Source organism: Micromonospora sp. NPDC049891 (assembly GCF_040660295.1).
In the GTDB taxonomy this organism is placed as follows: Bacteria; Actinomycetota; Actinomycetes; order Mycobacteriales; family Micromonosporaceae; genus Micromonospora.
The window spans coordinates 63,679-87,666 of record NZ_JBFAML010000011.1; the positions used below are offsets into that span (position 1 = coordinate 63,679).

The following is a 23,988-nucleotide window of genomic DNA, read 5'->3' on the forward strand; positions in this document are numbered from 1 at the left end:
CGGCGCCGGACATAGCGTCACAGTCGGCCGAGTACCGCCCGTTGCGTCGTCGCTGGCATTTTCCGTTCGCCCTGGTGCGATTACGGAAAGGGTTCTCCATGCAATGTCCCAGCTCTTGGTCGAAACCGCGAAAACGTCGGCGTCGAGCTAGGGAGAATGTGGCGGAGGAAGCGGCGATAAACGGGGGGACGCATCATGATGTTGAGGCGGCGACTGACGCTGTTGGCGGTGAGCGTCGCAGCGGCACCGCTGGCGCTGGGCGCGTGCACCAGCGACCGCAGGCCCGGGCAGCCCGCCGAGGCGCGAGCCAACCCGGAACTGGCGGTGACGCCGGCCGAGGGCACCCGCGACGTGCCGGTCACCGGGGAGATCGGCACCGTCGTCAAGCACGGGCGGGTCACCGCCGTGCGAATCACCGACGACAAGGGCGCGACGGTCGCGGCGGAGCCGCGTGAGGACGGCACCGGCTGGGTGCCGAGCCGGACACTGGAGTCGAAGCGGACGTACACCGCGGAGGTCACCGCGACCGGCGACTCCGGGAAGACGGTCACCCGTAGGACGACGTTCACGACGCAGCCCAAATCTTCCAAACCGGCGATCGTCAGCACTTTGTATTTCGCCGGTGATCGGACGTACGGCACGGCGATGCCGGTAACCGTCGCCTTCGACCCGCCAATTCCCAAAGAGGCGCGGGCGGATGTGCAGCGCCGTTTGTTCGTGAAAACGGATCCGCCGCAGCCGGGAACCTGGTCCTGGGTGTCCGACGGCAGCCAGGTCTATTACCGAGCGCCCGATTTCTGGCGGCCAGGTACGACGATCAAGGTCCGCTCAGCGCTGGAGGGTCTGCCGATCGGCAAGGAGAGCGTCGGTGACGCCGACCGCCGGGCCACCTCGAAGATCGGTCGGCAGGTCGAGTTGGAGATCGACAACGCGAGCAAGCAGATGTCGGTGATCCGGGACGGCAAGCTGCTGCGCAAGCTGCCGGTCAGCCTGGGCAAGCCGAGCACACCGACGTCCAGCGGCAAGATGGTGATCATGGAGAAGCACGACTTCACCACCTTCGACACGCGGGGCTCGGCCGATCCGTACGTGGTCGACGTCGAGGACGCGCAGCGGCTCACCTGGGGTGGTGAGTTCATCCACGGCGCACCCTGGTCCGAGGGGGATCAGGGATACACGAACGTGTCGCACGGCTGCACCAACCTGTCGGCGGCCAACGCGGACTGGCTGATGGGCATCACCCAGGTCGGCGACCTGGTGACCGTCAAGGGCACCGAGGTCGAGCTCAACGAGGGCAACGGCTGGACGGCGTGGAACGTCAGCTGGGAGCAGTTCGCCAAGGGCAGCGCGTTGCCGGTGCCCGCCGGCCTGCGGCCCACGCCGACCCAGGCGCCGGACCCGGGGGCGGTGGCCGGGGGCTCGCCCGACCCGCAGCCGTCGGCGAGCGGCGGCTGACCACGCGCACGCGCCGGGCCACCCGCCGCGGGTCGGCCCGGCGCCTCGTCGCGGGCTGAGGAATGTGGTCACCCGGGGGCGGGGGATCGTCCCTAGGGTGGACCCGGCCGGCCTGCGGGTCATGCCCTGGGCTTACCCGGAACCGCCTTCCAGCAGGGTGGAAGTGTCGGTGGCGGGGGATAGGTTCGTCGTATGCGAGAGCGCGAGGAACGGTTCCACGTCGAGACCAGCGTGTCGGACGACGCGGTGTGCGTTCGCGTGGTCGGTGTGATCGACATCGCCACGGTCGCGGCGTTCCGCGCCGCGCTCTGGGCGGCCCCCACCCGCACCGAGCTGCGGGTGGATCTCTCCGAGGTCCGGTTGCTCACCGCGGCCGGGGTGCGCACGCTCGTCGCGGCCCGGCTCTGGGTGCGCTCGCAGGGCGGCCACCTGGTGCTCGTCGACCCGCCGCCGGTGGTGGAGCGGGTGCTACGGGCCACCGGCCTGCGGCGGGTCATCCCGGTCGTCGGTGCCTGCCCGGAGCGGGTGCTCGCCGCGGTGTGACCGGTCGGCTCCGCACGGCCGCCGGTGGGCGGCGTAACTCGTGCGGGGCGGCGGTGACGCGTCCGGCGCCGGGCACGGGGCCGGCGCCGGACGCGCGATGTCAGCGGACGCCGAGCAGGTCGACCACGAAGACCAGGGTCTCGTTGGGCTTGATGACCCCACCGGCGCCCCGGCTGCCGTAGCCGAGGTGCGGCGGGATGGTCAGTCGGCGCCGGCCGCCGACCCGCATCCCCACCACACCCTGGTCCCAGCCGGCGATGACCCGGCCGCCGCCGAGCGGGAAGTCGAACGGCTCGCCCCGGTTCCAGGAGGCGTCGAACTCGGCGCCGGTGGAGTGGGACACCCCGACGTAGTGCACGCGGGCCAACTGTCCGGGCTGGGCCTCCGGGCCGTCGCCCACGGTGATGTCCTCGATCACGAGGTCGGCCGGCGGGGTGCCCTCGATCGGACCGATCTCGGGCTTGCTCGCTGCCTGGTTCATGCGGATTCTCCTGGTGCGTCGGTTCCGGTCAGCACAATCCTGCCGGATGCTACGCGGTGCGGCGGGCGCCACCGGTAGGTGACGCCCGCCGCGGGGGAGGTGATCAGAGTCAGCGGAGCCAGCCGAACCGCTTGACGATCGGCAGCCGCGCCCAGATGCGGCCCAGGCCCCAGGTGTCGCCGGCGTTGGTCACCGCGAGCAGCGCCAGCACCCCGGCGTAGACGAGGTGGTCGTCCATGAAGGGGTTGTTCTCCGGAGGCAGGACGGCCGTCCACATCAGCACCAGCAGCAGACCGCCGGCCGCGGCGGCGACGCGAACCCCGATGCCGAGCAGCAGCGCGGTACCGATGGCGGCCAGGCCGATCATGAAGAGCCAGTCGGCCCAGGCGGCCCCGGCGATGCCGTTGTAGAAGCCCTGGAAGGGACCGGCGGCACCGAAGCTGAGGAAGCCCTTGGTCGGGCTGCCCCCGTTGATCCAGGCGTTCTTCGCCTCGGTGGCGAAGCCCAGCCCGAACACCTTGTCCAGGAAGGCCCAGAGGAAGACCCAACCGAGGGCCAGGCGGAGCCCGGCGAGCAGGTAGCGGGTGGCCCGCGTCCGGAGGTTCTGCTCCTGGTTGGTCTCGGCCACCGGGGTCTTGGCGGCGGTGTTCCGCTCGATCATCGCGGTCATCATGTCCACGTCCCTTCTCTGCTTCGCACCGCGTGTCCCGGTGGCACTTCTATTGGACGCTCGCGGACCATGCCGCGGTCAGGGCCGGCAGGCCGTTGCCTGCCGGGACCTTCGACCCCTGTTGACCGGGACCCGCGACCGGTGCCGGGCCTCGCCAGCCGGCCCGCAGGCAGCGGTCAGTGGGCGACGTACAGGTCCGCGAGCTGGCCGGCCAGCAGCGCGGGAGCCTCGGCCAACGATGGGCCGTACCAGGTCAGATGCCGACCCGACACCAGGGCGCAGGGGACGCCGGGGAACGCCTCGGGACCGTCGTCGCGGGTGAAGCGGTACGGCTCGTCCGGCAGCACGACAAGCTCCGGCGCCTGGTCCCGCAGCTGTCGCAGGCTCGGTCGCGGATACCGCTCCGGCTGTTCGGCGTAGAGGTTGGCGACGCCGAGCCGCAGCAGCAGATCCCCGGCGAAGGTGTCGGCGCCGAGCACCACCCAGGGGCGCCGCCAGACCGGCACCACCGCGCGTCGGAGGACCGGCGTGTCCGGTAGCGCGGCCCAGGCGCGACGGGCCTCCGTGAGCCACTGCGGCTCCGCTGCTGATCCCAGGTCGCGAAGCAGGTCGGCCAGCTCGGTCAGCGCACCGTCCACGGTGCGCGGATAGGTCACCCGGATCGGTACACCCGCCGCGGCCAGGGCCGTGGCGTCCGCAAGCCGGTTCTCCTCGACGTTGAGCAGGACCAGGTCGGGCCGGAGCGCGCGGATCCGGTCCAGGTCCGGGTACTTGGTGCCGCCGACGCGCGGCACGTCCAGGTCGGCCGGGTGGGTGCACCAGTCGGTGGCACCGACCAGCAGCCCGGGCAGGGTCGTCGCCACCGCCTCGGTCAGCGACGGCACCAGGGAGACCACCCGCACCCGTCCACCTCCTCGGCCCGGCGCGGTGGGTGGCCCGCCGTCGACCACCGTCCGGTCACCGACAGCCCGCTGGGGGAGCCGCCGGCATGATCGTCATCCTAGACTCGGTCGGCCGGCGCGAGGAAACCCTTGTCGACCTGCTCGCGCACCGTTGTCCGGCCCGGGCGTCGTCGGTCGGCAGGGAGAGGTTGAAGAGGATTCATGGGTGCCACGATGACCGGTGACCACGACCGCGGGCTGGCGCCGGTGCCGGAGGGTGCCGGGCGCGGCCCCGTCCTGGTCCGGGCGGAGCAGCGGGTGCACGTCGGGCTTCGCCTGGGCGAGATCGTCAGGCGTCGTCCACCAGGTCTCACGGCGAGCCAGTGGAACACTGCCAGCCGGACCCTGCTCGACCATGTGGTCTGCGCGGCGAGAACCGGACGGCCCGAGTTCGCAGTCGAGTTCCGGTCACCGTCGACCGACGCCACCACCAGGCGGGCCGAGCGGACCACGGAGGCCGTCGCCGCGGCGATCGGCCTGCCGCTGCTGCGGGTCGTCTCCGCCACCCTGCGCACCGTCGGACTCGGGCCACGGATCGTCACGTACGTCGTCGACGCCCGCCGGTACGCCGCCGGTGCCGCCGGTTCGGACGTGGCGGCCGTCGGGTTCCGGGACATCGTCGGCCGGCTGCCCGACGGGCGTGAGGGTGCCGTCAACGACCTCGGCGCGCTCGCCCGGGCCGAGGCGGTGGAGGCCTACGTGGCGCGGCGGTTGACCGACCCCATCCTGCGCGGACTGCACGTGCGCTGGACGCGCGGGCCGGCCGAGGGTTGGAGCTGGGCCGAGGTCCGTCCCGGTGAGGTGCTGGTGGAGCGGGTGAGCGTGCACGCGTACGGACTGTCCTGCGGCGTCGAACCCGCCCGGTTCGCCGAGGACCTGGCCGTCCTCGCGATCGGCGAGCGACTGCGCACGATCGAGTCCGACGTGCCGGCACTGCTGCCACGTGGGAATCTGCTCGCCGATATCCGGCGGCTACGGGATCGGCGCGACGAACTCATCGGCGACTTCGCCTACGACCATCTCTGCCAGGAGTGACCGCCTCCTGAGCGCCAGCCGGTCGAGGGCGGACGGTGACCGGCCGGGCGCAGAAAGAAACATCGAAAAAAAGTTGGCGGCCTTTGAACCGCCGTCGGAGCGGGCCCGTACCTCACCGGGAATGGACAGGATCTCCCCAACCCGCACCGGCAGGCGCGGGAGACGGTGCGGAAAGGGCATCGTCGTTCGTCGACGTGCCACCGGCGCGTTCAGGCGGTCCCCGTCGAGCGTGCCACCAAGATTCCGTTCGGTCCGTCGAGTCACGAATCAGGAACCGGATCGAGAAGGAGAGCAATTCGATGCGCAGGTCAACCCGGTCGCGCAGACCATCCGGTAACGCGCGGACCAAGCGACTTCTGGCCGTTGGCGCCACGCTCGCTGTCTTCGGCGGCGTCGTCGCCGTGACCCAGATCTCGTCGGCCGGTGACCGACGGTCAAACCAGCAGCAGCGACCGGTGGCGGCCGAGTGTGTCGCACCGAGCCCCGGCGCCACCGCGCCGACCGCTCGCGGCGCCACCACGACCCGCACCTGGCAGAACGGACGCTGGGTGGTCAACCACTGGGGCGACGGGCAGCAGACCGTCGAGGAGTGCCAGGAGACGCGCAACGGCACTGACGGCGCGACCGCCGGAGCCTTCGCAGTGGCCTGTCCGGACGTGGTCAGTCGGCTCCCGCAGGTGCCCGACCGGGCCCGCGCCGAGGTGGACCGTAACCTGAACGCGCTGCAGACCCAGATCACCGAGGCGGACACGCGGCTCGCCGCAGAGGGCAACCGCGGTCAGGCGTTCATCCGTAACGCCATCCTCAACCCGCTGGCCAGCAAGCGTCGGGCCACCCTCGACCGGATCACGATCGCCATCGACCGGTTCGGCCCCCGGCCGCGCGGTCTCGCCAACCTCGCCACCTGCCAGGTGCAGCCGGTCGACAACAACAACGGCGGCAACGACGGCGGCAGCGACAACGGTGGCAACGACAACGGCGGTGACAACGGCGGCAACGACGGCGGTAACAACAACGGCGGTAACAACGGCGGTAACAACAACAACGGCCTCGACGTGCTGGCGAACAACTGCGACAACAGCCAGTTGCAGCGGCACGACGGTTTCCAGAACGGCAACCGCTGCATCACCACCGCCTTCGGTGAGGTCGGTGCCGCCGCCAACAACCCGTCGCTGCTGATCACCGACTTCCCGCAGCAGATCAACCGCAACGAGGGCTTCTCGATCCGGGTCAGCACCCGCAACCTCGTCCGGGACCGGTTCCTGCCGGCCGGTCAGGGCGGCTACTACCTGGAAAGCTCGCTGCTCAACGGGCAGGGCCTGACCCGTGGACACTTCCACACCGCCTGCCGGATGCTGAACAACACGAACGAGGCCCCCGCGCCGGAGCCGGTGCCGGCCTTCTTCGTGGCCACCGAGGACGGTGGCGGCGGTTCCCAGCCGGACGAGGTGACCATCCAGATTCCGGGCCTGCCGGACTCCGGAACCGCACAGTGCGCGGTCTGGGCCGGCGACGGTTCGCACCGTATCCCGATGTCGGAGCGGGCCAACCAGACCCCCGCCTTCGACGCGGTGCGTATCGAGGTCAACTGACGCCAGCGGCCGAGGCCGTGGGCTGACGCCAAACAGCGGGGCCGTCCGGAATTCTCCGGGCGGCCCCGCTGCATGTCGGAAAGTCGGTGTAACCCTGCCGTGACCCAGGCCCTAACCGTGCCAGAGCGACATTCCCGCTGCTCAGCGGTTCTTGTACGCCTCGACCACCTCGACCGGGATCCGGCCCCGCTCGGAAATCTTGTAGCCGTTCCGGACGGCCCATTCGCGGACGGCGCGGTTCTGCTCACGGTTCATTCCCGGAGTGCCCGAACCGGTGCCGCGACGTGGGTTACGGCCAGTGTCGGCGGCACCACGCCCGAGGCGGCGGCCAGCATTGATAAACGGATCCAACGCCTTGCGCAGGACACCCGCGTTCTCGTCGGAAACGTCGATGGTGTACGCCACGCCATCCAGGCTGAACTCGACCGTACGGTCGGCCTTTCCGCCGTCGAGGTCGTCAGTCAGCACCGTGATTACTTGTTTGGCCATCGTCGATTACTCCCTGTGTCTGACGGGGTGTGCTCAAAGTTTGACTGATCGTCCGGCAATTGCGCAACAAAAGCGCGCCCTGCGGCGGTTCGCGTTTTGCGTGGCATCGAAATCCCGATTCTGGATCTGCCCGGCGTGGGCGTGGTCGACCCGGTGGACGGTGAAAACGTCCCCATGTGTCGGACGTCGTGTGCTGGGTCACACCGAGGAACAACCGGGGGGTCGCCGCGACTTGAGCCAGACACGCTCAACTCAATGCGATAGCAGGTGTTCGATGGCAACTCTTCCGGTACTTCCACTGACCGACGCCGTACTGCTGCCCGGCATGGTCATCCCGGTGACCCTCGACCCGACCACCCAGGCCGCGGTCGACGCGGCCCGTGCCACCGGCGACCGCACGCTGCTCGCCGTGCCGCGCCTGGACGGCGAATACGGCTCCGTCGGCGCGATCGCCACGATCGAGAAGGTGGGTCGGCTGCCCAGCGGGGAGCCCGCCGCAGTCATCCGCGGTCTCGCCCGCGCCCGCATCGGTTCCGGTGTGCCCGGCCCCGGTGCCGCGCTCTGGGTCGAGGCGACCGAGATCGACGAACCCGCCCCGGCCGGCAGGGCCCGGGAACTCGCCCGCGAGTACCGCGCGCTGGTGACCTCGGTGCTCCAGCAGCGGGGCGCCTGGCAGGTCATCGACGCGGTGGAGCGGATGACCGACCTCTCCGAGCTGGCCGACTCGGCCGGCTACGCGCCCTGGCTCAGCCTGGCGCAGAAGACCGAACTGCTGGCCGCGCCGGACGTCACGGCCCGGCTGGAACTGCTCGTCGGCTGGGTCAAGGACCACCTGGCCGAGCAGGAGGTCACCGAGCAGATCAACTCCGACGTTCGCGAAGGGCTGGAGAAGTCGCAGCGGGAGTTCCTGCTGCGTCAGCAGCTCGCCGCGATCCGCAAGGAACTCGGCGAGGACGCCCCGGACGGCTCGGCCGACTACCGGGCCCGCGTCGAGGCCGCCGACCTGCCCGAGAAGGTACGCGAGGCGGCGCTGCGCGAGGTCGGCAAACTGGAGCGGGCCAGCGACGCCTCGCCGGAGGCGGGTTGGATCCGTACCTGGCTCGACACGGTGCTGGAGATGCCGTGGAGCACGCGTACCGAGGACAACACCGACCTGGCGGCGGCGCGGGCCGTGCTCGACGCCGACCACGCCGGGCTGGCCGACGTCAAGGACCGCATCCTGGAGTACCTGGCGGTGCGCAACCGGCGCGCCGAACGTGACCTCGGTGTGGTCGGCGGTCGCGGCTCCGGTGCCGTACTGGCCCTCGCCGGCCCGCCCGGCGTCGGCAAGACCAGCCTCGGTGAGTCGGTCGCCCGGGCACTCGGCCGGACGTTCGTCCGGGTCTCCCTCGGCGGCATCCGCGACGAGGCCGAGATCCGGGGACACCGCCGCACCTATGTGGGCGCGCTGCCCGGCCGTATCGTCCGGGCGCTGCGCGAGGCGGGTTCGATGAACCCCGTGGTGCTGCTCGACGAGGTGGACAAGGTCTCCGTGGGGTACGCCGGCGACCCGGCCGCAGCCCTGCTGGAGGTGCTCGACCCGGCCCAGAACCACACCTTCCGGGACCACTACCTGGAGGTCGACCTGGACCTGTCCGATGTGCTGTTCCTGGCCACCGCAAACGTGGTGGAAGCCATCCCCGGCCCGCTGCTGGACCGGATGGAACTTGTCACTCTGGACGGGTACACCGAGGACGAGAAGGTGGCCATCGCCCGCGACCACCTGCTGCCGCGCCAGCGGGAGCGCGCCGGGCTGACCGTCGACGAGGTCGACGTGGACGCCGAGGCGCTGGCCCGCGTCGCCGGTGAGTACACCAGGGAAGCCGGCGTACGGCAGCTGGAGCGTGCTCTCGCCAAGATCATGCGGAAGGTGGCCGTGGCGCTGGCCGACGATCCGACGCCGGCCCGCGTCGGCGCCGACGACCTGGTCCGCTACCTCGGCCGGCCGAAGCACACGCCGGAGTCGGCGGAACGCACCGTGACACCGGGCGTGGCCACCGGTCTGGCGGTCACCGGCGCCGGGGGAGACGTGTTGTTCATCGAGGCGACAAGCATGGAGGGTGAACCGGGGCTGACCCTCACCGGCCAGCTCGGCGACGTGATGAAGGAGTCGGCGCACATCGCGCTCTCCTACCTGCGCGCCAACGGCCGCCGTCTCGGCCTGGACCCGAACGCCCTCGCCGGGCGGCGGATCCACCTGCACGTCCCGGCGGGCGCGGTGCCCAAGGACGGCCCCAGCGCCGGCATCACGATGGTGACCGCCCTGGCGTCGCTGGCCAGCGGTCGGCCGGTCCGTCCCGAGTTCGGGATGACCGGCGAGGTGACCCTCTCCGGGCGGGTGCTGCCCATCGGTGGCGTGAAGCAGAAGCTCCTCGCCGCCCACCGGGCCGGCCTGACCGAGGTGATCATCCCGGCTCGCAACGAACCGGACCTGGATGACCTGCCGACCGAGGTCCGCGAGCAACTGACAGTGCACACCCTGGCCGACGTCGCCGACGTGCTCGCCCTGGCGCTGCGCCCGGCCGAGATCGACCCGGCAGCGCTCGGCGGGCAGCGCATCACCGCCGCCTGAGCGGGGTCTGCGCAGGCTGCCCGGGCGAGTCGACACCTCCGGGGCCGGCGCGGTGGGGCAGCGCCTGCCCGGACCGGAGTCCACCCGTGCCCCCGACCATCAGGTCGGGGGCACGGGTCACGGCATACGGCGGGTGGTCGCTCCGCCCTCAGCGTCGGTCGCGACGCTCACGTCGGTCGCCGCCGTCGAAGCGGCCCTCTCCGGGACGCTCCTCACGATCACGACGGACAGTGGCCTTGCGGCCCTTGATGGTGCTGCCGCGCAGCCCGGCGATGACCTCGTCGGCAACGGCGACGGGCACCTCGACCAGGGAGAAACGATCGGCGATCTCGATCGAGCCGATGTCCCGGCCCCGGATTCCGGTCTCCCCGGTGATCGCACCCACCAGGTCCTGCGGACGCACCCCGGCCCGCCGGCCGACGCCGATGAACACCTGGGTGGTGCCGACGGTGCGGGGACGCGACGGCCGGCGATCACCTCGGCTCTCGTACCCGGCCGGCCGACCTTCCCGGGGCGAGCGGACCGCGACCTGCGGGATCTCCTCCTCGGCCTCGTCGGAACCGGGCAGGGTCGCCTCGTGAGCCAGCTTCACCGCGGCGAGCGCCACCTCCATCAGGTCGAACTCGTCGCTGAGCGTCTCGACGATCACCCGGAACGGGTCAAGGTCGTCCTCCAGCAGGCTCTCCCGCAGCGCGGCCTGGGTCAGCTCCAGCCGACGGGTCCGTAGGTCGGCGACCGTGGGAATCTTGTCGATCGTGATCCGCTGCCCGGTGACCCGCTCGATGGTCTTGAGCATCCGGTGCTCCCGGGGCTCGGCCAGGGTGATCGCCACCCCTTCCCGGCCGGCCCGGCCCACCCGACCGATGCGGTGCACGTACGACTCCGGTGCCGACGGCACGTCGAAGTTGACCACGTGGCTGAGCTGCTCGACATCCAGTCCACGGGCCGCCACGTCGGTGGCGACGAGCAGGTCCGCGGTGCCGGCACGCAGCCGCCCCATCACCCGGTCCCGCTGTTCCTGGCTCATCCCGCCGTGCAGCGCCTCGGCCCGGTAGCCGCGACCGTTCATCGTCTCGGTGAGCCGGTCGACCTCCTCCCGACTGCGGCAGAACACGATCGCCGCCGTGGGCGACTCGACGTCCAGCACCCGCCCCAGCGCCGCCGGCTTGTGCGCCCGCGCCACCAGGTACGCGCTCTGCCGGACCCGGGGTGCCTCGCCGGCCACCGGCTGCTCGCGGGCGATCAGGATGCGCACCGGGTCGGTCAGGTGCGCTCGGGCCATCCCGTCGATACGCGCCGGCATGGTGGCGGAGAAGAGCAGCGTCTGTCGCTGCTCGGGGGTGTGCTCCAGGATCGCCTCGATGTCCTCGGCGAAGCCCATGTCGAGCATCTCGTCGGCCTCGTCCAGCACCACGCTGGCGAGGTTGCCCAGCCGCAGCGTGCCCCGGGCGATGTGGTCCAGGGCGCGGCCGGGGGTGGCCACCACGACGTCGACCCCGGCGTCCAGTGCCCGCAACTGCCGACCGATCGGCTGCCCTCCGTAGATCGGCAGCACCCGCGCACCGAGGTCCTTGCCGTAGCGGTGGAACGCCTCGGAGACCTGCACCGCGAGTTCCCGGGTCGGCACCAGCACCAGGGCGAGCGGGTCGTCACCCGCCCGGTCGTCCGGCATCCGCTGCAGCAGCGGTAGGGCGAACGCCGCCGTCTTTCCCGTGCCCGTCGCCGCCTGCCCGAGCAGGTCCCGGCCGGCCAACAGGGGCGGAATCGCCTCCCGCTGGATCGGCGTGGGCTCCTCGTACCCGAGCGCGGCGAGCGCGGCGAGCAGTTCGGGCCGTAGGCCGAGATCCGTGAAGGCGGGCGGCTCGGTGGACGGGTCGGGCGATACGGGCGTGGAACTCATGGGTCAAGCCTTTCATCACGGCCACCCGTCCGCTGCGGCGACCACCCGAACATGCGCGCGGGGCCGCCGACGGCAGCCCCCCGCACACCCGCCCGGTCCGGTCACCCGGTGAGCAGCGCCAGCATGATGGTGATGCCCAGCACGGCGTCGATGACGGCGCAGCACTCGGCGTAGGCTCGCGGCACCACCTGCCGGCTGCGGTGATGGAGCAGGTCCCATCCGGCGTGGGCCAGCCAGCCGAGCGCCACGAGCCAGTATCCCGTGGTGCCGCCCGCCAGCGCCGCGACCAGGGCCAGAGCCGACCAGCCCGCCAGACCGGCGAGCTGGCGCCGAAGGTTGCCGGGTACGCCCCACTGCCGGCGCACCGTCCCGATCACCAGGTAGCCCACCGGCAGCACCAGCAGCGTGTACGCGCCCAGCAGGGTTGGCGAGGTCCAGTTGTCGGCGGTCACCAGCAACGCCAGCCCCGCCGGCCAGCGGTGCGCCAGCGCCCGCGCCAGCGGGTGCCGAAGGGCGGGCCGGGCGCCTCGGTGCCGGAGGTACTCGGTGGGTCGTCGTAGCATCGCCGCCACCATCGCCGGCACCATCAACAGATGGGCGCCGACCAGCAGGAGGTCCGCGTCGAGCAGTCCGGCCCGGTAACCGACAAGCAGGAGCAGGACCGGCGCGTACATGGCCAGCACCATCTCGCCGATCGCGGCGCGGGAGTGCCCTCGGTACCCCATCCAGGCGGCCATGCCGATGCTCATGTCGGTGGCCATGAGCAGCGCACCGACACCAGGCGACGCCGGGGCCATCCCGAGCGCCGTACCGACGGCGGCGCGCGCCGGACCGAGCACCAGCATGCCGGCCACCATGGCCAGCACCATCTCCAGCAGGTGCCGGGCCAGCGGCCGGAACCGCGCGGCACGACCCGGCCCGGTCGGTCGCCCGGACGTCGTGGTCTCGAAGGATCTGGATTCAGGGACGGTAGATGTCGCTGCGGTTCTGAGCTCTGCCATGTCGTCGAGCCTGGTGGCGGCGGTGCGGGGGAGACCATCCCTGCGCTGTCACCTGTCGGCCGGGCGGAACGCCCGGCCGGACCGGGCAGACCGGCGGGTCCGTCGCTGTGGCGGCGCGCTCTACCCTGGCGACCGTGGTGACCGAGGTGTTGGTGGCGGGCAGCGGGCGGACGCTGTCCCGCGCCCGGATCGCGACCCTGGTGTCGCTCACCTCGGGCATGGCCGCCACGCTGCTCCTACCGGCGGTCGGGTTGACCCGGGAATCGGACGCCTGGCGGGTGGCGGCGGGCACGGCCGGGCTGTCCGCGTTCGCGCTGGTGCTGGCGGTGGCGCTGTACGCGGCGGTCACCCCGGCACCGCCGGCCAGGCTGCGTCGGTGGTTGCTGGCCGGGTACGCCGCGGTGGCGGTGCTCAGCGTGCCGCTCGTCGCACCGGTCGCCGGTGGCGCATGGCCCACCTGGGCGTGGCTCGGCGCGGCGGTCGTCGGCGGGCTCGCGTTGCTCGCACCGTTACGGCTGGTGCTGCCGGCGGCGCTGGCCACCGTGGCGATGTCCGGGGCGGTGGCCGTGTTCACCGGCACGTCCGTCGGCCGCTCGGTGCTGCTCACCGGCTCCGTCGGCGTCGGCATCGCGCTGGTGAACGGCTTCCAGGTGTGGTTCTGGCGGCTGCTGGTGCAGGCCGAACAGGGACGGGCGGCGCAGGCCCGGCTGGTCGCCGCGCAGGAGCGGTTGCGCTTCGCCGCCGACGTGCACGACCTGCTCGGACATCACCTGACCGTGATCGCCCTCAAGTCCGAGCTGGCCGCCCGGCTCGCGTCGGACGACCCGGTGCGCGCGGGCCGGGCGGCGGGCGAAGCGCAGCGGCTGGCCGCCACCGCCCTCACCGAGCTGCGTCGTACGGTGCACGGTTACCGTCGGATCGACCTGACCGAGCAGCTCACCGCCGTGGGGGAGGTGCTGCGCTCGTCCGGGTTGCGGTGCACCGTCGTACCGCCCGCCGGTGAGCTGCCGGCGGAGGTCGCGACCCAGCTCGCGGCGGTGCTTCGGGAGGCCGGCACCAATGTGCTCAGACACAGCCGGGCAACCTGGTGCCGGATCGAGTTCATTCAGGAGGACCAGGTGACGCGGATGATCGTGACAAACGACGGTGCGCCCGACACGGCGGAGACCGACCCGCACAGCCACGGACTACGCGGTCTGGCCGAGCGCCTGGCCGGGGCCGGTGGTCAGCTGAGAACCCGCAGCGCGGACGGCGTGTTCACCATCGAGGCGACGGTACCGGCCGCCGTATGATCCGCGTCCTGCTGGCCGACGACGAGGAGCTGATCCGTACCGCTCTCGCCGCGCTGCTCGATCTCGAGGAGGATCTGTCGGTCGTCGCCCAGGCGGCCGACGGAGAGGCGGCGGTCACCGCCGCGCTCGCCCATCGACCCGACGTGGCGGTGATCGACCTGACCATGCCCCGGCGGGACGGGTTCCAGGTCGCCACGGAGCTGGCCCGGGTGCTACCTGCGTGTGCGGTGGTGATCCTCACCGGCCAGGGCCGGCCGGCGCACCTGACCCGCGCGCTCGGCGCTGGCGCCCGCGGCTACCTACCCAAGGGCGCACCGGGCGGCGCGCTCGCCGACGTGATCCGCCGGGTGCACGCCGGTGGCCGGTACGTGGACCCGGCCCTGGCGGCGGACGCGCTCACCATTCCGCCCTGCCCGCTGACCCCGCGTGAACTGGAGACGCTACGGCTCTCCGGTGACGACGCCCCGGTCGCCGCGATCGCTCGCCGGGCACACCTGTCGCCGGGGACGGTGCGTAACTACCTGGCTCTGGCGGTGCAGAAGCTCGACGCGGGAAGCCGGGCGGAGGCGCTGCGGATCGCGCGGGACAACGGCTGGTTGTGATCCGCCCGTCGGCGCTGGTCCTCAGAAGGCGGGTCGGCCCTGACCTAGCATCGGGTCGTGACAGTCACCGTGCCGGCCGGCGGTCCGCAGGAGGCGCTCCTGCGGCGGGTGATCGCGTACTTCGCCGCGAACGGCGTCGGCGACACCAGCCTGCGTACGCTCGCTGCGGAGATCGGCACCAGCCACCGGATGCTGATCTACCATTTCGGCTCCCGCGAGGGGTTGCTCACCGCGATGGTCGAGGCCGTCTGGCGGGCCCAGCAGGAGTTGCTCGAATCGCTGCTGCGGGAGGCGATGGAGGACCCGTACCAGGGCGCCTGGCGCTTCTGGGCCCGGCTCGCCGACGACCGGGCGTTCGCGCCGTTGTTCTTCGAGATGTCGGCGGCGGCGATGCAGGGGCACGGGTGGGCGAGCGCGCTGCGCACCTGGATCACCGTCTGGACCGACCGGCTCGGTCGGTTCTTCGAGGAGGTGGGCCACCCGCCCGGCCAGGCGCGGACGCAGGCGCGGATGGCGATGGCGATGACCCGGGGGGTCCTGTTCGAGCTGGCGTTGACCGGTGACCGGGCGACCGCCGACGCCACCATGGCGGCCTTCCTGGACTCCACCCGGCCGACGAGCCGGGCCGGCTGACGCCCCTCAGCGGCGGGTGACGTGTCTGTCGTCGGGCGACGCCCGGCGGGTGCGGTGCTCGGCGCGGACCGCCGGTCAGGGCCGCCGGTCGCGGACCTCGGTCGTGACGAAACGGGCGAGTTCCGCCGCGAGCCGGTGGGGTTGGTCCTCGGGCACCAGGGTGTAGCTGTCGTCGATCTCGACCAGCCGGCCCCTGGGAAACAGCGCCGCCAGCCGGGGCCCGTGCGACCGGGGCATGAGCTTGTCCTCGCGGGCCCAGACCACCAGCACCGGACGGTCGAAGGAGGACAGCCGGTTGGTCAGGGCCCGCAGTTCTCCCTTCGACGGGGTGGACAGCGCGAAGGTGCGCAGATCCCGCCGGATCGCCCGGTTCTGCTGGGCCGGTCGGAACCAGGCGTCCATCACCTCGGTGGGGATCGGGTGCTTGCTCATCCATCCCCAGGCGCCGGGCGCGCGCCGGAACCAGCCGAACCGCTGAAGCTGCATCGACAGCCACAGCATCCCGGGCAGTCGCGCGCTCATCGCCACCGCCTTGCCCGGCTTGCCGGGTGGGAAGTTGTCGAACGCCTCGCAGGCGACCAGGCCCAGACCGGCGATCCGTTCGGTCGGACCGTCGGCCGCGAGGAACTGGATGCCTCCCCAGTCGTTGGCGACAACTGTCACCTCGCGCAGGTCCAGCGCGTCGAGCAGTTCCCCCACGAGCGCGGCGACGCCCCGGTGGGTGACCAGCTCCGGCCGGTCCATCGGCCGCCGGTGACTGCCGAGCGGCAGGGTGGGGCAGACGCAGCGCACGGTCGGACCGAGTTCGGCGACCACTCGACGCCACAGGCTCGCGTCCATGTTCACCCCGTGCAGCAGCACCAGGACCGGTCCGTCACCGCCGGTGTCGGTGTAGTCGATCGTCCCGGCGGTCAGGGTGATGGTCGGCATCGGCCGTCCCTCCTGTCGATCGGCCGTACCTCCGCAGCACGGGTCGGTGTACCGAATGGTACAACACCTGGGTGGTGAGTGGTCTGGTCTGTCCGCCGCTGGGGCGGCGCATGCCTGCCCGCATGGTCTGCCACGCCTTAGGGGGATACGGGAGTATTGCTCGCACTAATCCGGATCGGGGCCATTACGTTCTGTCACAGGCGATCATCGCGGCGGCAGAGAGGACCGATCATGCGAGTGCCCAGCCGAAGTCCGGGACACCGGCCCGGTCCTCCCGTCACTCCGGCCCGCCGTCGTCCACGGGGGACCGCGCGCCCGCTCGCCGCCGCCCCGCCCGACCTGGCGGCCTACCGCGACGCCGTGGCCGAGCTGCTGGTCGAGGTGAGCGCGCTCGCCGGGACGGGCAGCACGAAGGCCCGGCAGGTGCTGATCGACCAGCGGCTGCGGGAACCGGCCATCATGCAGGTGCTCGACGCCACCTCCCAGGGGCTGATCGGTGCCCGCGAGACCCTGTTGCTGGAGATGGCCCGGTACCAGCCGAACGAACGCAGCTCCGCCGGTGACCTCGCCGCGCTGGTGCGCATCTACCTGCTGTCGCGCATCGACGTGATGTGGTGGCGCGACGCTGCCACGTTCCTCACCGACACCGAGGTCAACCACAGCGTCGAACTTGTCGACCTGGAATGGCTGCGGCGGCGGGGCCTGCTGCGGTTCCAGTACACCGAGCAGCCGCGCACGCTCGTCGGCCGGGGCGTACGGGCGTTGCGCCGCCGGATGCTGCCCGACGCCACCCCGCGTACCGCCGGGTTGCTGTTCCGCCGGGCCCGCCGCGAGGTGGTCGCCCTGCTCAACGACATCGGTCGCGAGTTCGCCGCCGCCACCCCGGCGGGCACCCCACCACTGTGGGTGACCAGCCTGGTCCGCAGCGCCGAACACCAGTACCGGCTGCGGCGCCTCGGCTACGCCGCGATGGTGCCCAGCGGCCACTGCCTGGGCTGGGCGGTGGACGTGGAGATGGCCTGGTTCGACCGCTTCGGGGTACGGGACACCCTGGCCGGGTTGTTGCTGAACCGGCAGCGGGCCGGCGAGATCAACGTGGTCGACGAGGGGCAGGCGTGGCACATCTGCCTCGCGCCGTCCGCGACCCTGCGGCTGCGCCGGGCGTACGAAGCAGAGATGGGGATCTGACCGATGTGCGGGATCATGCTCAGCATCGGCCCGGAGGCGGATCCGGCCATCTTCCGGCGGATGCTCGGCACCCTCGCGCCCCGTGGCGAGGTGACCGAGACCCGGCACGAGAGCGGTCTGCTCGCCGGGACCCGGCGGCTGCGGGTGGTGGACCGCGAGCGCGCGGTGCAGCCCTGGGTCTCCGCCGACGAGCGCTGGCTGCTCTGCTACAACGGCGAGGTCTTCAACCACCACGAGTTGCGGGCCGAGTTGACCGCCCTCGGCCACCGGTTCCGCAGCGCCAGCGACACCGAGGTGGTGCTCGCCGCGTTCGAGCGCTGGGGCGAGCAGGTGGTCACCCGGTTGCGTGGCGAGTACGCCTTCGCCGTGGTGGAACGGGCCACCGGGCGCGTGTACCTGGTCCGGGATCCACTCGGGGTGAAACCGCTGTACTGGGCGCGGACGCCGGGCTGCCTGCACCTCGCCAGCGAGGTCAAGGCGCTGGTCCGACTGGGGGCACCGGTGGCCGAGGTGCCACCGGGACACCACGGCTGGGCCGACGCCGACGGTCACCCCCAGCTGCGCCCGTACGTGGACCTGCTCGCCCTCGGCGCGGGCCGGCCGGTGGTGGCGGACCCGGACGAGGCCGCCCTGCTCGTCCGTGCCGCCCTCACCGACAGCCTGCGGGTGCGGCTGGACACCGACCTCACGGTGGGCGTGGTGCTCTCCGGCGGACTGGACAGCTCGCTGGCGCTGCTGCACGCGGCGCAGTTGCACCCGGACTGCGTCGCGATCACCGTCGGCGTGCCGGAGAGTCCGGACCTGGCGTACGCCCGGCGGCTGGCGAAGGACCTCGGCGTGGCACACGAGGTGGTGGAACTGCGCCCACGCGACATCCGGCTCGCCGACGTGCGGGAGGCGATCCGGATCTCCGAGCTGACCGAGTACGGGGACATCATCAACGCGATCGTCTCGGTGCCGATCTTCCGACGGCTGCGGGAACTTGGCGTCAAGGTGGTGCTCACCGGCGACGGCTCGGACGAGCTGTTCGGCGGCTACCCCATGTACCACGAGGTCGGTCCGGAGGCGTCCCGGCGACTCTTCCTGCACAAGATCCGCAACCTGTGCCGGACCGAGTTGCAGCGGGTCGACCGGACCAGCATGGCCTTCGGCGTCGAGGCCCGGGTCCCCTTCCTCGACCTCGCGCTCGTCGAGTTGGCGATGCGCTTGCCGATCGAGTTGAAGCTACGGGACGGCCAGGAGAAGTGGATCGTCAGGCGTGCCTTCGCCGACATGCTGCCCGACTACATCCGGCGCCGGCCGAAGAACCCCATGTCGTACTCCTCCGGGCTGCACGAGCGTGCCCGGCTGTACAAGCCGCTCTTCGCCCGGGTGCACCGCTCGTTCGGCTACCACCTGTTGGAGCCGGTCCGCCGCGACTTCGACAGCGTGCTGACGCGCTGTGGCAACGATCTGGACGCCGCGCTCGCCGCCGGCCGGGCGAGGCCCGACTACACCGTGCTCGAACACGCCCTCGACCTGGTCGGTGCGGCGAAGTGGAACGCCACCCCGATCGTGCGGCGGCTGGTCTCCCCACGCCGTAACCGTGGCGACGAGGCCCCGCTGCCCAACTGAGCCCTCGCGGTGTTGACTCTGACACGGTGTCAGCGTCGACCGTGGAGGAACCATGTTAACCATCGGAGACTTCGCCAGCCTGGGCCGGGTGTCGGTACGGATGCTGCGGCACTACGACAGCATCGGGCTGCTGCCGCCGGCCGCCGTCGACCCGCACAGCGGCTACCGCTACTACACCGCCGCCCAGTTGGGTCGGCTCAACCGGGTGATCGCTCTGAAGGACCTGGGCCTGACCCTGGTCCAGGTGCGGGCGATCCTCGACGACGCTGTCGACCTGGTCGAGCTGCGGGGCATGCTGCGGCTGCGCCGGGCCCAGTTGGCGACGCAGTTGGCGGCGGACACCGCCCGACTGTCAAGCGTCGAGGCGAGGCTCCGCATGATCGAAACGGAGGGTCGGATGACCAGCCAGGATGTCGTGCTCAAGCAGGTTCCGTCGATCCGGGTCGCGGAGCTCAGCGCCGTTGCCCGAAGCTACGACGCCGCGGACATCGGTCCGGTACTGACGCCGCTCTACCCGGAGCTGTTCCGCCGGCTGGAGGCCGCCGGGATCACCCCGGGCGGGCCGGCGCTGGCCTGGTACGACCAGGCCGCCGACGGCGAAGGTGTCGTCGTGCACGCCGGGGTGGGGATCGAGGGCGACCCGGAGACGGTCCGCGACATCGCCATGGTGGAGCTGCCGGCGATCACGGCGGCGACGACGATCCACCACGGCCCGATGGACACGGCCGACCGCAGCCTGCAGGTGCTGGCCCGCTGGATCGAGGAGCACGACTGGCGGACCGACGGCTACGCCCGCGAGCTGTACGTGGAGTACTGGCCCGAGGAGGCCGACAAGGGGGTCACCGAGTTGCAACTGCCGGTGCGTCGGGCCTGAGGGTCGTCCGGTCGCCCGCCGACCGGCGTGGATCGGATGATTCTGCGTCCCGGCCAGGGTCAGCCGGTGAGCAGCAGGGCACCGACCGCGGCGAGGGTGCCGAGCACCGCCAGCGCGGCGCTCGTCACCAGGAACCGGGCGACCGGCACCCGCACCCGGGCGGCCCGGCAGCGCTCCAGCCACAGCAGCGTCGCCAGGGAGGCCCACGGCAGCGCCAGCGGCCCCACGTTGGTGCCAATCAGCAGCGCCAGCAACCGCTGCCGTTCCCCGGCGGCCAGCACCGCCTCACCGGCCAGATAGGCGGGCAGGTTGTTGACCAGATTGGCCAGCAGCGCTCCGGTACCGCCCGCGCGCAGCGCGCCCAGCACCCCACCGTCCTGCCCGACCAATCCAGCCACCAGGTCGTTCAGCCCGTGCCGACCGATGGTCTGTACCACAAGGAACAGCCCGGTGACGAAGAGCAGCAACCGCCAGGGGACCAGCGCGGGGCGCAGCGTGGCGGGCGAGCGGAACGCGAAGCCGAGCACCAGCAGACCGGCGGCGACCGCCGAGCCGAGGCCGACAGGTGCGCCGGCCAGGATCGCGCCGACGAACAGCAGGCAGCCGGCGAGCGCGGTGCGGTACAGCACCGGGTCGGCGGGGCGGTGCGGCGCCGGCGCCGGGAACCGGTTGCCCGGCGGTTGATCCGGACGCCACCAGCAGCACCAGAGCAGCATCGTGGTGACCGCCAGCACGGCCAGTTGCGGCAGCCACATCAGGCTGGCGTACCCGAGCGGATCGAGCCCGATCCGGTCCGCGGCGAGCAGGTTTGTCAGGTTGGACACCGGCAGCAGCAGGCTGGCCGTGTTCGCCAGCCAGACGGTGGTGACCGCCAGCGGTGCCACCGCGATGCGCAGGGTGACCGCCAGGGTGAGCATCACCGGGGTCAGCAGCACGGCTGTGGTGTCCAGGTTGAGCACGATCGTGGTCACCGCGGCGAAGCCGACGCTGAGGGCGAACAGCGCAGGCCAGCTTCCTCCGGCGGCGACGGCCAGCCGGGTGGCGAGCACGTCGAAGACGCCGGCCGCCGCGGTCAGTTCGGCGAGGATCACCACGGTGCCGAGGAAGAGCAGCAGCGGCAGGATCCGGCCGAGGGTGCTGGCGGCGTCGGGGCCGGGCAGCAGCCCGCTCGCGACGCAGCCGGCCCCGATGACGGCGAGCGCCACGGCGATCGCGTCGAGCGGGTGGGGTCCGCGTCGGGCGGACGGGATCGGGGCGGGCGGGGCAGCCCCGGCAGAGGTCACGGTCGGCCATCCTGGCACGGCCGGCGTACGCCGTCGGTTTCGGTGTCGTTGCAGGTGACGGCGGGCACGGCCGGCGGCGGCAGCGGACCCGCGACGGCGGCCTGCCGACAGCACCCGGGGTGGATGGTGTCGGCAGGCCGCCGCTGGTGTGCCCCGCTCAGCCGGCGGGCGGGTACGGGTCGCCCTGGTAGGTGTACTCGGTCTCGATCTTCCCGTCGGACGTGTGCACCACGAGTTGGCTGGGCTCGTTGCCGTGTGCCGCCTCTCGTCCGGCCTCGACCGCCCGCTGCTTCGTGTCGTACGTGCCGACGACGTTGCTGCCCTGCTCGACCTTCCAGCCGCCGCCGTCGGGTACCACGTGGTACTCGTTGCGCGTCATCTCGCACCCCTTTCCTGCGTGACGGACGAGGTACCCGGGACAGGCGGGGAGAAACGTGGCCACTGCTGCGGCTGTGAGACCGGGCCCGGCCGCCCCCCGTACGGGAGCGACCGGGCCCGGTCGATGCGTGCTGGTTCTACCAGCTCAGGTAGCTGGGCTGGGTCTGGACGTTCAACTCGCGGAAGTGGGCCAGCTTGGCCGTCCACGTCCGCCAGTCGTTGAGCTCGAGCACGTCGAGCCCCTTCTGGATGTCGGAGGAGTAGATGTGCCCGTTGTAGTAGTAGGCCGACCAGGAGCCGCCCACGATCAGTTGGCTGTCCGACAGCGGGCCCCGCTCCCAGAAACCGATCTCCTTCGGCTTGCGGGAATCGGTGAAGTCCCACACCGAGATGCCGCCCTGATACCACGCCTGGACCATGATGTCCTTGCCGAGGACCGGAATGAGCGAGCCGTTGTGCGCCACGCAGTTCTCGGTGTCGCCGTTGGTCCGGGGGATCTTGTAGTAGCTGCGGAACTCCAGCTTGCGCTTGTCCCCACGACCGGTGATGTCGTAGATGGCGTTGGCACCGCGCTCCGGGCCCACGGTCTCGTTGCAGGTGGCGCCGCCGCCACCGCCCAGTTCGTCGGTGAAGACGACCTTGGTGCCACGGTTGTTGAAGGTGGCCGAGTGCCAGAACGCGAAGTTGGTCGTGTCCCGCACCGTGTGCAGCACCCGCGGCGCCTCCCGCTTGCTGATGTCCAGCAGCACCCCGTCACCCATGCAGGCGCCGGCGGCCAGGTCCTTCGTCGGGTAGGCGGTGATGTCGTGGCAACCCGAGGTCGCCGAGCCGCCCGTACGACCCTCGTAGCCACCGTCGGGGAAGAGGTTCGGCGTGGCGACGACCGCCGCGTCGGTCGGCTTCTTCAGCGGCACCTTGACGATGCTTATCGAGTCGTGCGGCGGCTGGCAGTCCGGGAAGGTGGCGTTCGGGCTGTACGAGGAGACGTACAGGTAGACCGACTTCTTGTCCTTAGCCGGAACCAGCGTGTGGGTGTGTGAGCCGCAGGCCGTCTCGACCGCCTTGACGTACCTGGGGCTGGTCTTGTTCTTGATGTCGAAGACCTTGATGCCCTCCCACGATTCCTTGATCGTGGCGGACTGGGAGGTGCTGCTGCACGAGTCGTCGCTGCGCGACGCGTCCGTCGACAGGAAGAGCAGGTCACCGTAGACGGAGATGTCGTTCTGCGCGCCCGGGCAGAGCACCTGAGAGACGATCTTCGGCTTGCTCGGCTTGGAGACGTCGTAGATCACGAAGCCGTCGTAGTTGCCGACGAAGGCGTACTTGCCCTGGAAGGCGATGTCGGTGCCGAGCGCCGCGGTGGTGTTGAACGGCGCCTGCTTCGGCAGGTTGGCGATCAGCTTGAGGTTGGGGCTGCTGGCGATCTCGTCGACACCCAGCGGTGCCTCGACGGCCGCGGCGGGCTCGACGGCCGCTTGCGAGACCGTCTGCGCGTTGCCGGGTGGGGCAACGGCGATGCTGGCGAGGAGGAGCCCGGTGGCGGCCACACTGACGATGCGCAGTTGCCGCCCCCGTGGCAGGGTCAATTTGACCATCGGCGACGCCCTTCGTAAGGGGGAGTGACGTTGGCCGTACCCTACTCGCAGATGAGAATCGTCGATGTGACCTGGGTCACATCTTGCGTCCAATGTGAATGGATACGATCGCAGCGACCTCGACCCGGAGGGGGTGTCGCATGACCGCTCGACGCGGACGACTACTCGCCGCCGTCACAACGGTCGCCGTGGCGCTGGCCCTCGGCGGCTTCGCCTTGCGGGGTGGCGCCTCCACGCCGGACGATCCGGCCCCGGCCGCCGCCACCGTGCCGTCCACCGCCAGCCCCGCACCGGCCGCTGTGGACGCCTCCGCGCCGCCGGTAATCGTGCCCGGTCGCCCCGGGGAGGAAGCCGTCGAGCGCCCCGCCGACGAGGTCCGGAATGATTCGCCGCCGCGCTACAACAACCTGGACACCTGGTTCGTCCGGATGATGATCCCGCACCACGAGCAGGCGCTGGAGATGGCCGGGCTGGCCGCCGACCGGGCCGCCGAGCCGCGGGTGCGTGCCCTCGCCGACCGGATCCGGGCCAGCCAGGGGCCCGAGATCGGGGTGCTGCGGGCCTGGCTGACCGCGCGGGGCCTCGCCGCCGCTGTCGACGGGCACGACCACGCCACGATGCGTGGCATGCAGTCGGCGGAGGCGATGCGCCGGCTCGCCGCGGCCCGGGGTGCCGAGTTCGACAGCCTCTTCCTGCGGATGATGACCGAGCACCACGAGGGTGCCGTGGTGATGGCGACAGACGTGCTCAAGGTGGGGCTCGACCTGACCGTGGAGCAGTTCGCCACCTCCGTCGCCAGCGAACAGTCCGTCGAGATCGCCCGGATGCGCGACATCCTGCCGTCCTGACCGGTTCCGTCCCGGCGGCGGTAGCACTCACCC

General features: G+C 71.6%; 22 protein-coding genes. 12 read left to right on the forward strand and 10 right to left on the reverse strand.

The features are described 5' to 3' along the window. Nucleotides 1-195 precede the first annotated feature (195 nt). Nucleotides 196-1,455 carry an Ig-like domain-containing protein gene (locus tag AB0I71_RS16515; RefSeq protein ID WP_357585372.1) on the forward strand — a complete coding sequence of 420 codons (1,260 nt, stop codon included), beginning with the start codon at nt 196-198 and terminating at the stop codon, nt 1,453-1,455. 192 nt (nt 1,456-1,647) lie between these two features. Then, a complete protein-coding gene (locus AB0I71_RS16520; RefSeq protein WP_357585374.1) occupies nt 1,648-1,998 on the forward strand; it encodes an STAS domain-containing protein in 351 nt (116 codons plus the stop codon). Between the two features lie 100 nt (nt 1,999-2,098). Here AB0I71_RS16520 and AB0I71_RS16525 read toward each other — a convergent pair whose 3' ends face one another. From AB0I71_RS16525 to AB0I71_RS16535, 3 genes are all read right to left on the reverse strand, one after another. After that, entirely contained in the window at nt 2,099-2,479 is a 381-nt protein-coding gene (locus tag AB0I71_RS16525; RefSeq protein ID WP_357585376.1) for an FKBP-type peptidyl-prolyl cis-trans isomerase, read from the reverse strand. Between the two features lie 109 nt (nt 2,480-2,588). Beyond that, complete coding sequence (locus AB0I71_RS16530) at nt 2,589-3,158, reverse strand: hypothetical protein (protein WP_357585378.1); 570 nt, start codon at nt 3,156-3,158, stop codon at nt 2,589-2,591. Between the two features lie 167 nt (nt 3,159-3,325). Beyond that, nucleotides 3,326-4,051 carry a helical backbone metal receptor gene (locus AB0I71_RS16535; RefSeq protein WP_357585380.1) on the reverse strand — a complete coding sequence of 242 codons (726 nt, stop codon included), beginning with the start codon at nt 4,049-4,051 and terminating at the stop codon, nt 3,326-3,328. A gap of 201 nt (nt 4,052-4,252) precedes the next feature. Here AB0I71_RS16535 and AB0I71_RS16540 point away from each other — a divergent pair, with 201 nt between their 5' ends. Continuing rightward, nucleotides 4,253-5,125: a hypothetical protein gene (locus AB0I71_RS16540; protein WP_357585382.1), complete on the forward strand. Its 873-nt coding sequence runs from the start codon at nt 4,253-4,255 to the stop codon at nt 5,123-5,125. Between the two features lie 299 nt (nt 5,126-5,424). Continuing rightward, on the forward strand, nt 5,425-6,717 hold the full coding sequence (locus tag AB0I71_RS16545) for a hypothetical protein (protein WP_357585384.1): 1,293 nt from the start codon (nt 5,425-5,427) through the stop codon (nt 6,715-6,717). Nucleotides 6,718-6,858: 141 nt separating this feature from the next. Here AB0I71_RS16545 and AB0I71_RS16550 read toward each other — a convergent pair whose 3' ends face one another. Further along, nucleotides 6,859-7,206: an Lsr2 family protein gene (locus AB0I71_RS16550; RefSeq protein WP_357585386.1), complete on the reverse strand. Its 348-nt coding sequence runs from the start codon at nt 7,204-7,206 to the stop codon at nt 6,859-6,861. 274 nt (nt 7,207-7,480) lie between these two features. Between AB0I71_RS16550 and lon the strand changes: the two genes are divergently transcribed. Beyond that, nucleotides 7,481-9,817, forward strand: coding sequence for an endopeptidase La (lon, locus tag AB0I71_RS16555; protein ID WP_357585388.1), 2,337 nt, complete (start codon nt 7,481-7,483; stop codon nt 9,815-9,817). Nucleotides 9,818-9,965: 148 nt separating this feature from the next. On the opposite strand, the gene AB0I71_RS16560 is transcribed toward lon, so the two are convergent. Next, nucleotides 9,966-11,717 (reverse strand): DEAD/DEAH box helicase, encoded by a 1,752-nt coding sequence (locus AB0I71_RS16560; RefSeq protein ID WP_357585390.1) that lies wholly within the window; start codon nt 11,715-11,717, stop codon nt 9,966-9,968. A gap of 101 nt (nt 11,718-11,818) precedes the next feature. After that, nucleotides 11,819-12,718, reverse strand: coding sequence for a hypothetical protein (locus tag AB0I71_RS16565; protein WP_357585392.1), 900 nt, complete (start codon nt 12,716-12,718; stop codon nt 11,819-11,821). Between the two features lie 134 nt (nt 12,719-12,852). On the opposite strand from AB0I71_RS16565, the gene AB0I71_RS16570 reads away from it, so the two are divergent. Genes AB0I71_RS16570 through AB0I71_RS16580 form a run of 3 tightly spaced genes read left to right on the forward strand, consistent with a single transcriptional unit; the run spans nt 12,853 to nt 15,245 of the window. Further along, nucleotides 12,853-14,010, forward strand: a complete 1,158-nt coding sequence (locus AB0I71_RS16570; protein WP_357585394.1) for a histidine kinase — start codon at nt 12,853-12,855, stop codon at nt 14,008-14,010. Continuing rightward, nucleotides 14,007-14,612: a response regulator transcription factor gene (locus tag AB0I71_RS16575; RefSeq protein ID WP_357585396.1), complete on the forward strand. Its 606-nt coding sequence runs from the start codon at nt 14,007-14,009 to the stop codon at nt 14,610-14,612. Before AB0I71_RS16570 ends, AB0I71_RS16575 begins: the two co-directional genes overlap by 4 nt. A gap of 57 nt (nt 14,613-14,669) precedes the next feature. Next, nucleotides 14,670-15,245 carry a TetR family transcriptional regulator gene (locus tag AB0I71_RS16580; protein WP_357585398.1) on the forward strand — a complete coding sequence of 192 codons (576 nt, stop codon included), beginning with the start codon at nt 14,670-14,672 and terminating at the stop codon, nt 15,243-15,245. Nucleotides 15,246-15,320: 75 nt separating this feature from the next. Here the strand turns inward: AB0I71_RS16580 and AB0I71_RS16585 are convergent, their stop codons facing one another. Further along, nucleotides 15,321-16,175: an alpha/beta hydrolase gene (locus AB0I71_RS16585; RefSeq protein ID WP_357585400.1), complete on the reverse strand. Its 855-nt coding sequence runs from the start codon at nt 16,173-16,175 to the stop codon at nt 15,321-15,323. A gap of 231 nt (nt 16,176-16,406) precedes the next feature. On the opposite strand from AB0I71_RS16585, the gene AB0I71_RS16590 reads away from it, so the two are divergent. Genes AB0I71_RS16590 through AB0I71_RS16600 form a run of 3 tightly spaced genes read left to right on the forward strand, consistent with a single transcriptional unit; the run spans nt 16,407 to nt 19,851 of the window. Continuing rightward, nucleotides 16,407-17,363 carry a DUF5715 family protein gene (locus AB0I71_RS16590; protein ID WP_357585402.1) on the forward strand — a complete coding sequence of 319 codons (957 nt, stop codon included), beginning with the start codon at nt 16,407-16,409 and terminating at the stop codon, nt 17,361-17,363. 3 nt (nt 17,364-17,366) lie between these two features. Continuing rightward, on the forward strand, nt 17,367-18,977 hold the full coding sequence (locus AB0I71_RS16595; protein WP_357585404.1) for an asparagine synthase-related protein: 1,611 nt from the start codon (nt 17,367-17,369) through the stop codon (nt 18,975-18,977). A 52-nt stretch (nt 18,978-19,029) separates the two neighbouring features. After that, nucleotides 19,030-19,851, forward strand: coding sequence for a MerR family transcriptional regulator (locus tag AB0I71_RS16600; protein WP_357585406.1), 822 nt, complete (start codon nt 19,030-19,032; stop codon nt 19,849-19,851). Nucleotides 19,852-19,910: 59 nt separating this feature from the next. Here the strand turns inward: AB0I71_RS16600 and AB0I71_RS16605 are convergent, their stop codons facing one another. From AB0I71_RS16605 to AB0I71_RS16615, 3 genes are all read right to left on the reverse strand, one after another. Next, nucleotides 19,911-21,134: an SLC13 family permease gene (locus AB0I71_RS16605; protein WP_357585408.1), complete on the reverse strand. Its 1,224-nt coding sequence runs from the start codon at nt 21,132-21,134 to the stop codon at nt 19,911-19,913. 157 nt (nt 21,135-21,291) lie between these two features. After that, nucleotides 21,292-21,513 (reverse strand): DUF2188 domain-containing protein, encoded by a 222-nt coding sequence (locus AB0I71_RS16610; protein ID WP_357585410.1) that lies wholly within the window; start codon nt 21,511-21,513, stop codon nt 21,292-21,294. A gap of 136 nt (nt 21,514-21,649) precedes the next feature. After that, entirely contained in the window at nt 21,650-23,107 is a 1,458-nt protein-coding gene (locus AB0I71_RS16615; protein ID WP_357585411.1) for a hypothetical protein, read from the reverse strand. A 140-nt stretch (nt 23,108-23,247) separates the two neighbouring features. Between AB0I71_RS16615 and AB0I71_RS16620 the strand changes: the two genes are divergently transcribed. After that, nucleotides 23,248-23,955 carry a DUF305 domain-containing protein gene (locus tag AB0I71_RS16620; RefSeq protein ID WP_357585413.1) on the forward strand — a complete coding sequence of 236 codons (708 nt, stop codon included), beginning with the start codon at nt 23,248-23,250 and terminating at the stop codon, nt 23,953-23,955. The last annotated feature ends 33 nt before the right edge of the window (nt 23,956-23,988 follow it).

Excerpts from the sequence above, each read along its gene's own strand:
- AB0I71_RS16515 (WP_357585372.1), top strand. The coding sequence starts at position 196 with ATGATGTTGAGGCGGCGACTGACGCTGTTGGCGGTGAGCGTCGCAGCG.
- AB0I71_RS16520 (WP_357585374.1), top strand. The coding sequence starts at position 1,648 with ATGCGAGAGCGCGAGGAACGGTTCCACGTCGAGACCAGCGTGTCGGAC.
- AB0I71_RS16525 (WP_357585376.1), bottom strand. The coding sequence starts at position 2,479 with ATGAACCAGGCAGCGAGCAAGCCCGAGATCGGTCCGATCGAGGGCACC.
- AB0I71_RS16540 (WP_357585382.1), top strand. The coding sequence starts at position 4,253 with ATGGGTGCCACGATGACCGGTGACCACGACCGCGGGCTGGCGCCGGTG.
- AB0I71_RS16545 (WP_357585384.1), top strand. The coding sequence starts at position 5,425 with ATGCGCAGGTCAACCCGGTCGCGCAGACCATCCGGTAACGCGCGGACC.
- AB0I71_RS16550 (WP_357585386.1), bottom strand. The coding sequence starts at position 7,206 with ATGGCCAAACAAGTAATCACGGTGCTGACTGACGACCTCGACGGCGGA.
- lon (WP_357585388.1), top strand. The coding sequence starts at position 7,481 with ATGGCAACTCTTCCGGTACTTCCACTGACCGACGCCGTACTGCTGCCC.
- AB0I71_RS16560 (WP_357585390.1), bottom strand. The coding sequence starts at position 11,717 with ATGAGTTCCACGCCCGTATCGCCCGACCCGTCCACCGAGCCGCCCGCC.
- AB0I71_RS16565 (WP_357585392.1), bottom strand. The coding sequence starts at position 12,718 with ATGGCAGAGCTCAGAACCGCAGCGACATCTACCGTCCCTGAATCCAGA.
- AB0I71_RS16575 (WP_357585396.1), top strand. The coding sequence starts at position 14,007 with ATGATCCGCGTCCTGCTGGCCGACGACGAGGAGCTGATCCGTACCGCT.
- AB0I71_RS16585 (WP_357585400.1), bottom strand. The coding sequence starts at position 16,175 with ATGCCGACCATCACCCTGACCGCCGGGACGATCGACTACACCGACACC.
- AB0I71_RS16590 (WP_357585402.1), top strand. The coding sequence starts at position 16,407 with ATGCGAGTGCCCAGCCGAAGTCCGGGACACCGGCCCGGTCCTCCCGTC.
- AB0I71_RS16595 (WP_357585404.1), top strand. The coding sequence starts at position 17,367 with ATGTGCGGGATCATGCTCAGCATCGGCCCGGAGGCGGATCCGGCCATC.
- AB0I71_RS16600 (WP_357585406.1), top strand. The coding sequence starts at position 19,030 with ATGTTAACCATCGGAGACTTCGCCAGCCTGGGCCGGGTGTCGGTACGG.
- AB0I71_RS16610 (WP_357585410.1), bottom strand. The coding sequence starts at position 21,513 with ATGACGCGCAACGAGTACCACGTGGTACCCGACGGCGGCGGCTGGAAG.
- AB0I71_RS16615 (WP_357585411.1), bottom strand. The coding sequence starts at position 23,107 with ATGGTCAAATTGACCCTGCCACGGGGGCGGCAACTGCGCATCGTCAGT.
- AB0I71_RS16620 (WP_357585413.1), top strand. The coding sequence starts at position 23,248 with ATGACCGCTCGACGCGGACGACTACTCGCCGCCGTCACAACGGTCGCC.